The 15,416-nt window shown below is 70.6% G+C and carries 12 protein-coding genes and 1 pseudogene; 6 read left to right on the top strand and 7 right to left on the bottom strand.

Annotated elements, in window-relative coordinates; translation table 11 throughout:
• Positions 1–46 precede the first annotated feature (46 nt).
• The 3 genes from ACZ6CV_RS21385 (at position 47) to ACZ6CV_RS21375 (ending at position 2,903) form a co-directional block, all read left to right on the top strand.
• Positions 47–973 (top strand): ribokinase, encoded by a 927-nt coding sequence (locus tag ACZ6CV_RS21385; RefSeq protein ID WP_469252313.1) that lies wholly within the window; start codon positions 47–49, stop codon positions 971–973.
• Positions 970–1,359, top strand: a complete 390-nt coding sequence (gene rbsD, locus ACZ6CV_RS21380) for a D-ribose pyranase (protein ID WP_469252312.1) — start codon at positions 970–972, stop codon at positions 1,357–1,359. The genes ACZ6CV_RS21385 and rbsD overlap by 4 nt, the downstream gene beginning before the upstream one ends.
• Positions 1,360–1,598: 239 nt before the next feature.
• Positions 1,599–2,903, top strand: coding sequence for a M28 family metallopeptidase (locus ACZ6CV_RS21375; protein ID WP_469252311.1), 1,305 nt, complete (start codon positions 1,599–1,601; stop codon positions 2,901–2,903).
• Positions 2,904–2,984: 81 nt separating this feature from the next.
• Here the strand turns inward: ACZ6CV_RS21375 and ACZ6CV_RS21370 are convergent, their stop codons facing one another.
• The gene (locus tag ACZ6CV_RS21370) at positions 2,985–3,353 is read right to left on the bottom strand and encodes a hypothetical protein (protein WP_469252310.1); all 369 of its coding nucleotides are present in this window, start codon (positions 3,351–3,353) and stop codon (positions 2,985–2,987) included.
• Positions 3,354–3,471: 118 nt separating this feature from the next.
• A pseudogene (locus ACZ6CV_RS21365) lies at positions 3,472–4,145 on the bottom strand (dienelactone hydrolase family protein).
• 454 nt (positions 4,146–4,599) lie between these two features.
• On the opposite strand from ACZ6CV_RS21365, the gene ACZ6CV_RS21360 reads away from it, so the two are divergent.
• The gene (locus ACZ6CV_RS21360; RefSeq protein WP_469252465.1) at positions 4,600–7,788 is read left to right on the top strand and encodes an RHS repeat-associated core domain-containing protein; all 3,189 of its coding nucleotides are present in this window, start codon (positions 4,600–4,602) and stop codon (positions 7,786–7,788) included.
• Positions 7,789–8,081: 293 nt separating this feature from the next.
• Here ACZ6CV_RS21360 and msrB read toward each other — a convergent pair whose 3' ends face one another.
• The 4 genes from msrB to ACZ6CV_RS21340 all read right to left on the bottom strand — a co-directional run bounded on the left by msrB (position 8,082) and on the right by ACZ6CV_RS21340 (position 11,552).
• Positions 8,082–8,489, bottom strand: coding sequence for a peptide-methionine (R)-S-oxide reductase MsrB (gene msrB, locus ACZ6CV_RS21355; protein ID WP_469252309.1), 408 nt, complete (start codon positions 8,487–8,489; stop codon positions 8,082–8,084).
• A 67-nt stretch (positions 8,490–8,556) separates the two neighbouring features.
• A complete protein-coding gene (gene murC / locus ACZ6CV_RS21350) occupies positions 8,557–9,960 on the bottom strand; it encodes a UDP-N-acetylmuramate--L-alanine ligase (protein WP_469252308.1) in 1,404 nt (467 codons plus the stop codon).
• A gap of 103 nt (positions 9,961–10,063) precedes the next feature.
• Complete coding sequence (locus ACZ6CV_RS21345) at positions 10,064–10,546, bottom strand: indole-3-glycerol phosphate synthase (protein WP_362366672.1); 483 nt, start codon at positions 10,544–10,546, stop codon at positions 10,064–10,066.
• Between the two features lie 133 nt (positions 10,547–10,679).
• Entirely contained in the window at positions 10,680–11,552 is an 873-nt protein-coding gene (locus ACZ6CV_RS21340) for a pyrimidine reductase family protein (protein WP_469252307.1), read from the bottom strand.
• A 36-nt stretch (positions 11,553–11,588) separates the two neighbouring features.
• On the opposite strand from ACZ6CV_RS21340, the gene zapE reads away from it, so the two are divergent.
• Positions 11,589–12,683 (top strand): cell division protein ZapE, encoded by a 1,095-nt coding sequence (gene zapE / locus ACZ6CV_RS21335; protein WP_469252306.1) that lies wholly within the window; start codon positions 11,589–11,591, stop codon positions 12,681–12,683.
• A gap of 137 nt (positions 12,684–12,820) precedes the next feature.
• The gene (locus ACZ6CV_RS21330) at positions 12,821–14,182 is read left to right on the top strand and encodes a PhoX family protein (protein ID WP_469252305.1); all 1,362 of its coding nucleotides are present in this window, start codon (positions 12,821–12,823) and stop codon (positions 14,180–14,182) included.
• 55 nt (positions 14,183–14,237) lie between these two features.
• Here ACZ6CV_RS21330 and sph read toward each other — a convergent pair whose 3' ends face one another.
• Positions 14,238–15,239, bottom strand: a complete 1,002-nt coding sequence (sph, locus tag ACZ6CV_RS21325; protein ID WP_469252304.1) for a sphingomyelin phosphodiesterase — start codon at positions 15,237–15,239, stop codon at positions 14,238–14,240.
• Positions 15,240–15,416: the final 177 nt, after the last annotated feature.

The following is a 15,416-nucleotide window of genomic DNA, read 5'->3' as shown; positions in this document are numbered from 1 at the left end:
ACCGTCACCACCGCACCTCATCGCACGAAAGCAGGAACAAGCAGACATGAACGACGACTACGAGCTCCTTGTCGTGGGCTCCGCCAACGCCGATCTGGTGGTGGGCGTGGAGCGGCGCCCCGCGCCGGGCGAGACGGTCCTCGGCTCCGACCTGGCCGTCCACCCGGGCGGCAAGGGCGGCAACCAGGCGGTCGCCGCCGCCCGGCTCGGTGCCCGCACCGCGCTCCTCGCCCGGGTCGGTGACGACGCGCACGGACGGCTCCTCCTGGACGCGCAGCGCGCGGCCGGGGTGGACACCGACGGCGTGCTCCAGGGCGGCGCGCCCACCGGCGTCGCGCTGATCACCGTCGACCCGTCCGGCGACAACAGCATCGTGGTGTCGCCCGGCGCCAACGCCCGGCTGACCCCCGAGGACATCCGCGCGGCGGGCGGCCTGCTCGGGGCGGCCCGGGTGGTCTCCAGCCAGCTGGAGATCCCGCTGGACACGGTCGCCGAGGTGGTGCGCACGCTGCGGCCCGGGGCCCGTTTCGTCCTGAACCCCTCCCCGCCGGCCCCGCTGCCCGACGAGGTGCTCGCCGCCTGCGACCCGCTGGTGGTCAACGAGCACGAGGCGCGGGTGATCCTCGGCGAGGACGCGGGCGACGCCCCCGAGGAGTGGGCGCGCGGCCTGCTCGCGCTCGGCCCGCGCTCGGTGGTGATCACGCTGGGCGCCGAGGGCGCGCTCACCGCGGAGGCCTCGGCCGACGCGTGCGTACGGGTGCCGAGCCCGCGGGTCGACGCGGTGGACACGACGGGGGCGGGCGACGCCTTCACCGCGGCCCTCGGCTGGCGGCTCGGCCTCGGCGAGGATTTGCCGACGGCGGCGGCGTACGCGGTACGGGTGGGGGCGGCGGCGGTCACCCGTAAGGGGGCGCAGGACTCCTACCCGACGGCTTCGGAGCTCCCCGAGGCGCCGGAGGTCCCGTCCCGGTGAAGAGGTCGGGGATACTCAACCGCCATCTCGCGGGCGCGCTGGCCGAGTTGGGGCACGGGGACACCGTGCTCGTCTGCGACGCGGGCATGCCGATCCCGGCGGGCCCGCGCGTGGTGGACCTGGCGTTCCGCGCCGGGGTCCCGTCCTTCGCGGAGGTGCTCGACGGGCTCCTCGCCGAGCTGGTGGTGGAGGGCGGCACGGCGGCGGACGAGGTGCGGGAGGCCAATCCCGGGGCGGCGCGGCTGCTGCGGGAGAGCCTGCCCGCGCTGGAGTTCGTCGCGCACGAGGAGGTCAAGCGCCGTTCGGCGGCGGCCCGCCTGGTGGTGCGCACCGGTGAGGCGCGACCGTACGCGAACGTACTGCTGAGGTGCGGGGTCTTCTTCTGACGGATGACGGATGACGGATGACGGAGGCGGGCGACCGGTGCCGGCGAGAGCGGCGCGCCCGGGTAGTCCGCTATACGAACGCGACTGACCGCATTGTGACCGGATTCCGCCCTTGACGGTGGATCGTCAAGACCTCAACATCAGGCAACGCACCAGCTCCAAAGGCGCCCCGCGGCACCCGCGTCGCAGGGCGCCTCGCACGTTCCGTCCCTCTCGCCGTTCGGAATACGGAGCCCCACATGAACCTGTACAGACGTGCGGCCGTCGGTGCCGCCACCCTGGCCATCGGCGGCCTGCTCGCCACCGCCGCCCCGTCGGCCGCCGCCCCCTCACCCACCCTCGCGGCGCCCGACATCCCGCTCGCCAACGTCAAGGCGCACCTCACCCAGCTCCAGTCCATAGCCTCGGCCAACGGCGGCAACCGCGCCCACGGACGCCCCGGCTACAAGGCCTCCCTCGACTATGTGAAGGGCAAGCTGGACGCGGCCGGATTCACCACCCGTATCCAGCAGTTCACGTCCAGCGGTGCCACCGGCTACAACCTGATCGCCGACTGGCCGGGCGGCGACGCGAACCAGGTCCTGATGGCGGGCGCGCACCTCGACAGCGTCTCGGCGGGCCCCGGCATCAACGACAACGGCTCGGGCTCGGCCGGCATCCTGGAGACCGCGCTCGCCGTGTCGCGCGCGCAGCTCAAGCCGGACAAGCACCTGCGGTTCGCCTGGTGGGGCGCCGAGGAGCTGGGCATGGTCGGTTCGCGGTACTACGTCAACAACCTGCCGTCCACGGACCGTTCGAAGATCAGCGGCTATCTGAACTTCGACATGATCGCCTCGCCGAACCCGGGCTACTTCGTCTACGACGACGACCCCACGATCGAGAAGACGTTCAAGGACTACTACGCGGGCCTGAACGTCCCCACGGAGATCGAGACCGAGGGCGACGGCCGCTCCGACCACGCCCCGTTCGACAGCGCGGGCATCCCGGTCGGCGGCCTGTTCAGCGGCGCCGAGCGCAGCAAGTCCAGTGCGCAGGCGCAGAAGTGGGGCGGCACCGCGGGCCAGGCCTTCGACCGCTGCTACCACTCGTCCTGCGACACCACGTCGAACATCAACGACACGGCTCTCGACCGCAACAGCGACGCCATCGCGTACGCGATCTGGCACCTCGCCGGGGACGGCACGCCCGTACCGCCCGGCGACAGCTACGAGAACACCGCGGACGTCGCCATCCCGGACAACGGCGCCGCGGTAACCTCGACGGTGAACGTGACCGGCCGCACCGGCAACGCGCCCGCCACCCTCAAGGTGGACGTCGACATCCGGCACACCTGGCGCGGCGACGTGGTCGTCGACCTGGTCGCACCGGACGGCACCGCGTACCGCCTGAAGAACTCCAGCAGCAACGACTCGGCGGACAACGTCATCGCCACGTACACGGTCAACGCGTCGAGCGAGGCCGCGAACGGCGCCTGGAAACTCCGTGTCCAGGACGTCGCGTCGCAGGACACCGGCTACATCAACAGCTGGAAGCTGACGTTCTGACCCCTTGAGCGACGCACACCATGGCCGGGGCGGCCGGGCCGCGGAACGAGTCCGCGCCCCGGCCGCCTCCCCGGTCTCCGCTCACTTGTCACCGGCCCCCGGCCCGGCGGGAGGCACGAGGCGGGACACGGGAGGCGGGAGCGGCTGACGCCAGTCGCCCAGCCTTGTGCGGAGGAAACGACGGGCGAGCAAACGCAGGTCGTCCCACGCCGGCTCGGCGGCCAGCGCGTCACCCCAGCGGCCGAGCCGGCAGGGGGCGTCGATGGCGTCGAGACGACGGCCGATGGCGCGGAGGTCGCGCAGGTGCTCCGGCTCGAAGACCCCGCGTTCCGCGAGCCCTTCACCGATGCGACAGACCAGCTCCGCCTCCTCGACGACCTCGATCGTCTCCAGCTCACGCCCGCCCAGCCACGCGAGCTGATCCCGGGCGTCGGCCGCCAGAAGGGTCATGAGGCGGATGGTCAAGGTGTGCAGGTTGGCATCGCCGGGATGATCCACACCCAGAGGATCGCACCTGCAGCCGGGCGTCACCACGCTCGGCGCCCCCCCCAAACCCAGGCCGGCCGGATCATGCCTCAACGGGCACGCACTCAGCGAGCAGGGCGACGACATCACACCGGGCTCGCCGCGCGTGCCGTGGGTGGTAGCCGACACCGGGGACCGCGGGGTGGTCGACAGGCGGGTGGTGGAAGGCGTGCAGGGCGCCGCCGTAGACCACGAGGCGCCAGTCGACGCCCGCGGCCTGCATCTCGGCGGCGAACGCCTCCCGTTGCGCGGCTGGCAGCTCAGGTCCTCCGACCCGACCCCGACCCACACCGGACAGCGAATACGCGCCGCCTCCCCGGGCCGGCCGGTGGTCACCGCATGGACAGTGGCGATGGCCCGCAGGTCGACACCGTCGCGCCCGAGTTCGAGCCCGATGGCGCCCCGGTGCCGTATCCGATGGCGGCGATCCGGTCGGGACCGGTCCGCGGTTCGGCGCGCGACACGTCTAGTGCCGCGTGGCCGATGCCCCGCATCCGGTCGGTGTCGTCGAGCAGCGACATGCAGCGGGCGAGCATCTCCTCGGGATCAGCCAGATACCGCCCCCCTCGTGCAGATCGAAGGCCAGCGCCACGTATCCCAAGTCGGCGAGAGCCCCTGCCCTGCGGCGCTCGACGTCGCTGAGCCCCAACCCTCCTGCCCGACCAGTAGCACGGGCCGACGGCCGACACCGCCTGGAAGCGTGAGGTGCCCGGCCATCGTCAAACCGTCCACCGGGTACTCGACCGTGCGTGGCCCGCAAGTATCCGGTCACCTTGTGGATGTTTCTGTACGCGCAGGACGCAACAGCGACACGAAGCGCACTGCTTGAGGTCAGTGTTGTGGGCATTCACGCCGTTATGGGGAGGGGCCGATTCCGACCCGTATGGAACGGGCGTTCGGGGGCACGGCGCCGCGATCTATGGGGATCGTGTGGCAATTTGTGTGCGCCTCGTGACCACTGGGGTCTGCGAGATGTGTCTTCCTGTGGGGGGAAGCCTTGATGCAACGCACCGGTGGTGCGCGTGTTTCGCGTGCCCGAAAGAGAACCAGCCTCGCCACCGCGGCCGTCCTGGCCGCTGGCGCCCTGACCTTGTCCCTGTTGCCGGCCGCCGGTGCTTCCGCGGCCGATGACCCGGGCTCGGCGTGGGGCAAGGACGCACCCAACTTCACGATGCCCGCGGTGAAGGTCGGGGCGAACAAGCCCGTCGCACCACGGGCTGAACGCCAGCCCTCGCAGGAGGTGGCGGCTTGGCGGGCGCAGCAGAAGAAGCGCGCCGAGAGCGGCGAGACCGCGTCCGCGTCAGCTCGTGCCGGCGGGGAAGCCGTGGACACCTACGTGCCCGAGGGTCAGGGTGACGTGCCCTGGCACCGGATCAGTGATTTCGCGATCACGGACGCGCTGACGGCCCGGATCGACTACTCGACCGGCAACCTGATGCTCACGGCCACCGACTTCTCCATCGCGGGTGTCGGCCAGCAGCTCACCCTGGCCCGGACGTACAACTCGCTGGACGCGCCGTGGGGCAAGGTGTCCCAGCGGTGGTGGCAGCAGTACGAGCGCTACCTGCAGCTCTTCGACAACGAGGTGGTCCTCTACGACGCCTCCGGCGACACCCTGCGCTTCAAGAAGGGTTCGGACGGCTCCTTCACCACCCCGAAGGGTTACTCGAAGGAGCTGAAGAAGAACGCCGACGGCACCTACACGGTCAGCGACTGGAAGTCGCACACCAAGGACACCTACGACGAGCACGGCACGCTCACCAAGGTGACCGACAAGAACAAGGGCACCATCACGATCGACCAGCACGACAAGGGCGGCGAGAACAAGGGCTTCAAGCTGACCGAGACCCGCTCGAACCGCTGGATCGACCTGGTCAAGACCGATGCTTCACAGTGGCAGGCCAAGGACAACTCCGGCCGCACGGCCGTCTTCGACCTCGACTCGGCGGGCAACCTCAGCAGGACCACGGACGCCGAGGGCAAGACCACCACCTTCGGCTACGACTCCTCCCGCCGCCTGGCCAAGATCACCACCGCCGAGGGCCGCGTCACCGTCTTCACCTACGACGACGCCAACCGGGTCACCTCGATGCTGCGCGCCACCGAGCTCAACGGCTCCGGCCACACCGGGCCGACGTGGACGTACGAGTACGACGCCGCCTCGCCCACGGCGGCGGGGACGACGAAGGTCACCGACCCCGAAGAGCACGTAACGCGTTATGAGCACGACGGTGACGGCCAGGTCGAGAAGGTCACCGACGCGCTCGGGCACAAGCGGTCGACGAAGTTCGACGCGAACCACAACGTGGACACCGCCACCGATGCCATGGGCACCGGCAGCACCGGTGGCAATGTGACGGACTACGGGTTCAACACGCGCAACAACCTGGAGTCGGTGAAGTCCCCGACCGGGGGCAAGTCGGTGACCAGCTGGCAGACGGTCGCGGGCGGTGACAAGCCCAAGGACTCCACGAACGCCGACGGCGAGAAGACGTCGTACACGTATGACACGGCGGGCAATACGAAGTCGGTTGCGCAGACCGGCACCGGCGGCGGAAACGTCTCCTACACGTACAACCCCGCCACTCCCGACTGCGGAGGCTTCGAGGGTCAGCGGTGCACGGCCCAGACGAAGGTGTCCGCGTCGAAGACGGTAAAGACGTCGTTCACCTACGACGACCAGGGCAACCTGACCAAGGTCACCCCGCCCAAGCCGTTGGAGAAGACGACCTATACCTATGACGCGTTGGGCCGCACCGAGACGCTCACCGACGGCCGGGGCATCAAGAAGGTCTTCACCTACGACCACCTCGACCGGATCAAGACGGTCTCCACCACGAACGACACGGTGCGCTACCACTACGACGGTGACGGCAACCTGCGCCAGCGCGACGACTCCACCGGCACGGTGAAGTACGAGTTCGACCCGCTGCAGCGCGAAACCGTCCGCACCCTGCAGGACGGCTCGCAGACCCTGCTGGCCTACACCCCGGCGGGCAACGTCGACTTCTACCAGGACCCGGCCGGCAAGACCGACTACACCTGGAACGAGGTCAACAAGCTCAAGGAGTTCAAGGACCCGGCGGGCAAGACCACCACGTACAAGTACAACAACAACGACATCCGCACCCAGACCGCCTACCCGGGCGGCACCGTGCAGACGGTCGACGTCGACAAGTCCAGCCGCCCCGAGAAGATCAAGGCGACCTCCCCCAAGGGCACCCTGGTCGACCTGGCCTACACCTACGGCTACGGCACCGACGCCAAGACCGACGGCGACAAGATCCGCACCACGACCGACGCGGTCACGGGCATGAAGACCAGCTACACCTACGACGGCGCGGGACGCTTCTCCTACGCCGAGGAGAAGAAGGGCTCGACCCTCAACTCCTCCTGGCAGTACTGCTACGACCTGGCCGGGAACCTCACCAGCCAGGGCACCGCCAAGGACTGCCCGCGCGGCACCACCTACACCATCAACGACGCCCAGCAGATCACAGCCAAGAACGGCTCCACCACCAACTGGTCCTACGACGCCGAAGGCCACGAGACGGCCGGCGCCTCCACCCCCGAGGGCACCCGCACCGGCGAGAAGTGGTCCGATCACAGCCAGTTGACCTCGCTGACCGTGGGCGGCAAAACCTACGCGGGCCAGTACGGCTCCACCGACCAGAGTGAGCGCATCAAGCTCGGCGACACCTACTTCCACAACGGGCCCCTCGGCCTCTCCGCAACCTCAACTGCCGGTGTGGACACGGGCTTCAACCGCGAGCCCGGGGGCACGCTGAACTCCATGACCCGGGACGGGAAGACCTACTTCTACCTCACCGACGCACTCGGCTCCGTCGTAGCCGTCACCGACGAGGCCGGCGCGAAGGTCAACACGTACTCCTACAGCCCGCGCGGCGTGGAGCGGTCGACCACCTCGGAGACGACCACGCAGCCCTACCGGTTCGCCGGCGGCTACCAGGACCCCACCGGCATGTACCACTATGCGGCCCGCTACTACGACCCCAACATCGGCCGCTTCACCCAGCGTGACCCTTCTGGGCAGGAGAGGAACCCTTACCTGTACGCAGAGGGCGACCCCGTCAATCGCATCGACCCCAGCGGCCTTCTCTCACTCGGTGATGTCGTCGGAGCCGCCGTCGGTGCCGTAGCGAGCGCTGCCCTCGACGGGGTCTTGGGGCCCGTTGCAGGAGGCGCGGTCGGCGGCTGCATCGGAGGAGGAATCACAGCGGCGATCGACGGGGAGGGCCTCGGCGGAGTGGGCAAATCCTGCCTGGAACAGGGAGCACTCGGAGCCGGGACCGCTGGTCTCGGTGCGGCTACGAAGATGGCGACGAAGGCACTCAAGTAGGTGCAATGACGCTTCGTGTGCGGGGAACGGGCCGCTCCCCGCACACGGAGCGCCGAAGGAGAGGACATCCTGTGAAAAGTCACGCCAGTAGGCTGGGAGTGTTTCTGGCCGGGCTCATCGTCTTCGGTCTTGTCGTCGTTTCCATCCTCATGGCGATGAGCGGTACGACAAGGACGGTCGTCGGTGTCATGGCCCTGGTGGCCCTGGTCCCGCTTTTCCTATGCGGCGGCGCCTGGGTGAACAAGGGCTCTCGGGCAACGTCCCGGTGAACCGTCCGGCCCACTGGCCGCCGCTCAGCCCTCCTCCGCCGCCAACCGCAGCGAGATGCTGTTGATGCAGTACCGCTGATCCGTCGGCGTGGGGTAGCCCTCGCCCTCGAAGACGTGGCCGAGGTGCGAGCCGCAGCGTGCGCAGCGCACCTCGGTGCGCACCATTCCGTGCGAGGTGTCCTGCACCAGCTCGACCGCGTCCGTGTCCTTGGGGTCGAAGAAGCTCGGCCAGCCGCAGTGCGACTCGAACTTCTCGCCCGAGGTGAACAGCTCCGCGCCGCACGCGCGGCAGGAGTAGACGCCCTTGGTCTTGGTGTCGGTGTACTCGCCCACGAAGGCGGGCTCCGTGCCGGCCTGGCGCAGCACCGCGTACTCCGAGGGGGTCAGCTCCGCCCGCCACTGCTCGTCCGGCTTCTCGACGTCGTACGACATGGGTGCCTTCCCCTCAGATCGACTTGCTTCGGCGGCCGGACCGTCCGGAATACCGGGGATACCCGGACTACTCGGACAGCTCGGCCAGGATGCGCGGGCCGAGGTCCGTGACGTCGCCCGCTCCCATGGTGAGAACAAGATCGCCCGGCTTCGCCATTCCCGCGATCAGCCGCACCGCCGCCGCCTTGTCGGACGCGGCGGTCACCTCGGCGCCCGCCGCGCGGGCCGCGTCGATGATCAGGGCGCTGGTGATGCCGGGGATCGGGTCCTCGCGGGCCGGGTAGATGTCGAGGACCACCGAGGAGTCGGCGAGGGCGAGGGCCTGGCCCATCTCCGTGCCCAGTTCCTGGGTGCGGGAGAAGAGGTGCGGCTGGAAGAGGACCAGGATGCGCGCCTCGCCCGCGGCGGAGCGCATCGCCTCCAGGTCGGCCGTCATCTCGGTGGGGTGGTGGGCGTAGGAGTCGATGACCTGGACCCCCGCGGCCTCGCCCTTGAGCTGCAGGCGGCGCTTGACGCCGGTGTACGACTTCAGGGCGCCGGCCAGGTTCCGGGAGGGGATGCCGAGCGCGATGCCCGCGGCGAGGGCCGCGACCGCGTTGCTCGCGTAGTGGCGGCCGGGCACGGAGACCGTGAAGGTCAGCAGCTTGCCGTCCAGGAGCACGGTGACCTCGCTGGTCAGACCGCGCGCGGTGATCTTGTGGATGCGCAGGTCGGCGTCCTCGGACTCGCCGTACGTGACGACCTTGAGCCCTCCGAGGTCGCGCACCCGCTTGGTCAGCTCGACGGCGCCCGGCTGGTCCGCAGAGACGACCAGCGTGCCGCCGGGCACGACCTTGCCGGCGAAGATCTCGAAGGACTCGTAGATCTCGTCCATCGAGGCGTAGTTGGCGTGGTGGTCGAGCTCCACGTTGAGGACGATGGCGACCTCGGGGGCGTACTTGTGGAAGCTGCGGTCACTCTCGTCGGCCTCGGCCACGAAGATGTCGCCCGCGCCGTGCAGCGCGTTCGAGCCGGGCACGTCCAGGTCGCCGCCGATCGCGTACGACGGGTCGAGGCCGAGGGTGGCGAGGGTGACGGCGAGCATCGACGTCGTGGTGGTCTTGCCGTGCGTGCCGGCCACCGCGATCGGGCGCAGGCCCTCCATCAGGGCGGCGAGGGCGTCCGAACGGTGCACGACCGGGATGCCGAGCTCGGTGGCGCGGGCCAGCTCGGGGTTGTCGGCGCGGATGGCGGAGGAGACGACGACGCAGGTGGCGTCGGAGGCGATGTGCGCGGCGTCGTGGCCGATGTGGACCGTGACGCCGAGCGCGCGCAGCGCGTCGGCGGTGGCGGACTCGCGGGCGTCGCTGCCCGCGACCTTGGCGCCGCGCTGGGCCAGGATCTTGGCGATGCCCGACATTCCGGCGCCGCCGATGCCGATGAAGTGCGGTCGTTCCATGTCGGCGATGGAATGGGGCAGGCCGGGTGCCATGCGCGTGTCTCCCCTGGTGGTGCGGTACGGGTCACGTCGTACGCCGCCTGTCACGGCGTACGACGTCTGAGCAGCCCCCAGCCTATTGCCTCGCCGGAAGCGGCTACGCCTCGTCCGCCGTGCTGTGCGAGAAGAGCTTGAGGACCGGCACGCCCACCTTGTGCCGGGCCCGCGAGGCCCAGTCGCGGTGGAAGAACTCCTCCACGTAGTGCGGGTCGGTCAGGACGATCACCTCGTCGGCCCCGGCCTCCTCGACCAGGGTCTTGAGCGCGTCCAGCGGGTGGTCCTCGATCAGCCGCCCCTGTGCCGCGCAGCCCGCCGCCCGCAGCGCCCGCAGGGAGACGTCCAGTGCCTGCTCGCCGAGGTGCGTCGCCTCCTGCCCCTCCGGGGTCTCGCCCTCGCGCGCCGCCTCGTCCAGCTCGCCGAGGGCGACGTCGTCGATGGCCCGCAGCAGGCGGTCCGCCTGGTCACCCCTGGGCTGGAGCAGCACGTGGAAGGCGACGGGCTCGTCGCCGTGCAAGGTGGTGACGAATTCAACGTCGGCGGACGTCAGGGCCTTCTCGATCATCAATACGCTTGTGAACACGCCAGGCGCCCTTCTCATCCGTGGGCCGGTTCTCAGGCCCTTGCGGAAACCATCCTGCCCCGTTACCGCACGGGGACTGCGAGATCTAGTGTGCCCGGCCGAAGCCAAACGGAACGACTGATTCCGCTGATTGTCAGGTTCGGCGGTATCGAGTGAAGAGGAACCCGGCCTCTTCCAGTACGGACGTCAGTACGAAGCGGTCCGGCACCGTGAGCGCGGAGCCGCCCGCGATCCGCTGGGCGTCCCCCGAAGTGAGCATCGGCGACACCGTCAGACAGAGCTCGTCCAGCGCCCCGGCGGCCACGAACTGGCCGAGGAGCCGGGGCCCGCCCTCGGTGAGCAGCCGGGTCAGCCCCCGCTCGGCCAGCGCGGGCGCGACCCGCTCCGGTTCCACGGTCGCGCCCTCCCCCGCGATCAGCACGACGGCGCCCGCCTTCTCCGCCGCGGCGATCCGCTCGGCGGGCGCGGCGGCCCCCGTCACCAGGAGGGTGGGCGTCAGGGGCGCCGTGAAGAGCGGGAGGGAGAAGTCCAGGTCGAGGCCGGCGCTGACCACCACGATGGCGGGCGCCGGCGACTGTCCGGCCGCCGCCCTGCGCTCCTCGAAGGCGGCCCGCGCCTTCGCCGGGCGGTACCCCTCCTTGCGGACGGTCTCGGCGCCGACGATCACGGCGTCGGCGAGGCTCCGCAGGGTGCCGAAGATCCGCATGTCGGTGTCGCCGGAGATCGGGTGCGAGCGGCCGTCGTGGTGGGCGGCGCCGTCGAGCGTGGAGACCATGTTGGCGCGCAGCCAGGTCGCCTCCCCCGCGGGGTAGGCGTAGGCCTCGGCGAGCTCGTCGAGTCCCCACTCGCGGTCGTCGTGGAGTCCCCGCTCCCGGTCGGCGTGGGGTCCCCGCTCCGGGGCGGTGGTCTCGTCCTGCCGCCGGGGGGCCCGGTCGGATGTCCGGTCCTCCGCGCGGATGTCCGGCCGGTCGGCTGTCGGGTCGGTCACAGGGAACAGGCGTCGCATATCCGCAGTCTCGCATGCCCCTTAAGCTGGGGAACCGTGTCGTCCTCCACCTCAGCCCCCGGGCACCGCCGCACAGCCGAAGTGGCTCCGCTGTCCCTGTGCGCCCGCGAGCCCCATGTCCCCGCCGACCGCCTGGTCGCCGAGATGGTGCCGCCGCCGCGCTTCGACTCGGTCCGCTTCGACACCTACATCCCGGACCCCGGTCAGCCCAGCCAGACCGAGGCGGTCCGCGCGCTGAGCGGTTTCGCCGCGGGGCTCGGCGGGGCGCACGCCTCCGGGTCGGGCAGGAAGCGGTGGTTCGGGCGCTCCAAGGCCTCCGCTCCGGCGGGCCCGCGCGGCATCTACCTCGACGGCGGCTACGGCGTGGGCAAGACCCACCTCCTGGCCTCCCTGTGGCACGCGACGCCCGCCGCGCCCGAGCAGAAGGCGTTCGGCACCTTCGTGGAGCTCACGAACCTGGTCGGCGCCCTCGGCTTCCAGCAGACCGTGCGCACCCTCAGCGATCACCGGCTGCTCTGCATCGACGAGTTCGAGCTCGACGACCCGGGCGACACGGTGCTGGTGTCGTCGCTGCTCAGCAAGCTCGTCGAGCAGGGCGTGGCGCTGGCCGCGACATCGAACACGCTGCCGGGCAAGCTCGGCGAGGGCCGGTTCGCGGCCACCGACTTCCTGCGGGAGATCCAGGGCCTCTCGGCGCACTTCAAGGCGTTGCGCATCGACGGCGAGGACTACCGCCACCGCGGCCTGCCGGAGGCCCCCGCCCCGTACTCCGAGGAGCAGGTCACCAAGACGGCCTACGCCACCGACCGCGCCTCGCTCGACGACTTCCCGCACCTGCTGGCCCACCTCGCCAAGGTGCACCCCAGCCGGTACGGCGCGCTGACCGACGAGCTCGACGCCGTCTGTCTGACCGATGTGACGCCGGTGCCCGACCAGTCGACCGCGCTGCGCCTTGTGGTCCTCGCCGACCGGCTGTACGACCGAGAGGTACCGGTGCTCGCCTCCGGGGTGCCCTTCGACCGGCTCTTCAGCGAGGACATGCTGAACGGCGGATACCGGAAGAAGTACTTCCGCGCCATATCGCGGCTCACGGCGCTCGCACGGGACGCCAAGGGGCTCGTGGGCGAGTAGGCCCGCGGGCGGCATCGGCGGGCCGGGGCCGCGGGACGGCGCGCGCAACGGAAGCTACGCGCGTGGTTCCCGTGCCCCCAGGCGCGTGGTACACACATCCGGTCACATTCCTGTCCGCCAGCAGGAGGTCGCCCATCATGACTGCCACACGACGTCAGGTTCTCGCCCGCTCCGGTGCGCTGGGCGCGGGGATCGCCTTCACCGGCGCACTCTCGGAACTCTTCGCGGGCACCGCGGCCGCGCACGGGAAGGCCGGTTACGGCCCCCTCGTCCCCGACCCCAAGGGCCTGCTCGACCTGCCCAAGGGCTTCCGCTACACGGTTCTCTCGCGCGAGGGCGACGAGCTGCGCTCCGGCGAGGGCAAGGTCCCCAGCAACCACGACGGCATGGCCGCCTTCCGGGGCCGCGGTGGCGGCACGAACCTCGTGCGCAACCACGAGAACCGCGCCGACGGCCGGGTTCCGGTGCCGACCGTGAAGGGACTCACGTACGACCCGATGGGCAAGGGCGGCTGTACGGCGCTCGCGCTCGACCGGCACAACCGGGTCCTGAGCGAGCGCGTCGCGATCGCCGGGACCGCGGTCAACTGCGCGGGCGGGCCCACCCCGTGGGGTACCTGGCTCACCTGCGAGGAGACCGAGGACAAGGCCGGCACGAACGGTTACACCAAGGACCACGGCTTCATCTTCGAGGTCGACCCGGTCGACCCGCACCGCACCGGCGCGGTACCGCTGACCGCGATGGGCCGCTTCCAGCACGAGGCGATCGCCGTCGACCCGAAGCGCGGGATCGTCTACGAGACCGAGGACGCCTTCGACAAGCCCTTCGGCCTCTTCTACCGCTTCCTGCCCGAGAAGCCCGAGGGCGGCCGGGGTTCGCTGCGCGCGGGCGGCAGACTGCAGGCGATGCGGGTGCCCGGCGTGCCCGACCTCTCCTCGGTGCAGGAGACCGGCGCGACCTTCGACGGCATCGAATGGGTCGACGTGCCGGACCCGCTCGCCGCCCAAACGCCCATCCGCTTCCAGGACTTCGGCAAGAAGGGCATCACGCACGCCCAGAAGCTGGAGGGCTGCTACTGGGGCGGCTCGTCCGTCTACTTCGTGTCGTCCTTCGCGCACAGCGCGGCGGGCTCGGCGGGCGACCACTACGGCCAGATCTGGCGCTACGACCCGTCCCGGCGCCGCCTCACCCTCGTCGTCCTCTTCGGCCCGAGCACCGACGTCCAGCTGCCCGGCGAGTCCCCCGACAACATCTGCCTCGCGCCCAGCGGCGGCCTGATGGTGTGCGAGGACGGCGGGGGCGCCCAGCACGTGTTCGGCCTCACCCGCGGCGGCGAGGTCTACGCGATGGCCCGCGGCCGCCAGAACATCGGCACCCCCGACAAGCCCGAGTGGGGCGAGTTCGCGGGCGTCACCTTCTCGCCGGACCACGACACGATGTACGTGAACTGCTACACCCCCGGCACGACGTTCGCGGTGACGGGTCCCTGGCACAAGTAGCGCGGCGGTCCGTGGTCCTCGTCCCCGCGGGCGAGGGCCACGCCCGGTCGCCCGGTCAGTACGCCGTCACGGGATAGTGGTCCGACAGGTTGGTGTACGTGTAGTCCTTGCCCCAGCTCGACACCGTCCAGGGCGCGCTCCGCTCCCTGACGACGTGGTTGGTCCAGGTGGCGGGCCGGGCATGGCCCTTGCGGTGCAGGACGTGGTCGAGGTCCTCGCGCGGGTCGTCCGGGTAGCGGTCGGCGGCGATGGAGTTGTCCTGCGTGTCGAAGGAGTACGGGTGGCCGGTGCGGGCGTCGGCCGGGACGAGGTCTCCGGTGGCGAGCATCGAGGCGTACTCGGCGCTGCGTGAGTCGACGTTGAAGTCGCCCGCCACGACGACCTGTTCGGCCGCCGGGATGTTCTTGGCGTCCAGGAAGGCGTCCATCTCCTTGAGCTGCGCGGCGCGGGTGGCCGCGGCCTCCCCGTCGGCGCAGCCGGAGTCGGTGGACTGGGTGTGCGTCCCGACGACGTGCGTCCGGACGCCGTTCACGTCGAGGACGGCATAGACGAAGCCCTTGTTGGAGTACGCGTCGGAGCCGCACGCCTCCTTGTAGACGTACTGCTCCTTGCGCACGATCGGCCACTTGCTCAGGACCGTCACCCCGCCGTCCTCCGGCGTCACCGAGGAGTACGCGCCGCCGGTGGCGTCCCAGCCACCCTTGCCGCGGCCCATCACCGGGGTCTGGTGCGGGTACGCCGCCGCGGCGTTCGACTTCAGCGCGTCGGACGCGGAGTTGTCGAAGGCCTCCTGCAGCACGACGACGTCCTGGCCCCGGAAGAAGCCGGCGGCCGGTATCGCCCGGGCCCGGTGGTCCTGGCCCCAGTTCGGGTACAGCGTCTTGCTGAACAGGAACGTGTTGTACGTGAGCACCTTGAGCGGGGGCGGGGCGGCAGCGGCGCCGGCCGCGGACGCGGACGGGGCGACGGCGACGACCGTGGCGACGGCGAGCGTGGCGGCGGCGAGCACGGAGGTGATCGCCGCGGCGTGGGTCCTGCGCGGCGCTGAGTGCGGCACGGTAACTCCAGGGGTCCGGGGGCCGGTTGGAAGTCCGCACATCCAACCAGCGGGAACTACTTCTGGGGATACGTCGCGTGAACACGATCCGCGCCCAGGCTCCGAAAAGGTCCGCCGGCGCGGCGCGGAACACCCCCTTGGCGGGACTCGGCGGACCCGCGGGCGGTTCTTGGGGGC

The organism is Streptomyces sp. NPDC041713, assembly GCF_055591085.1.
This window is presented reverse-complemented; position numbering and strand designations above follow the sequence as displayed.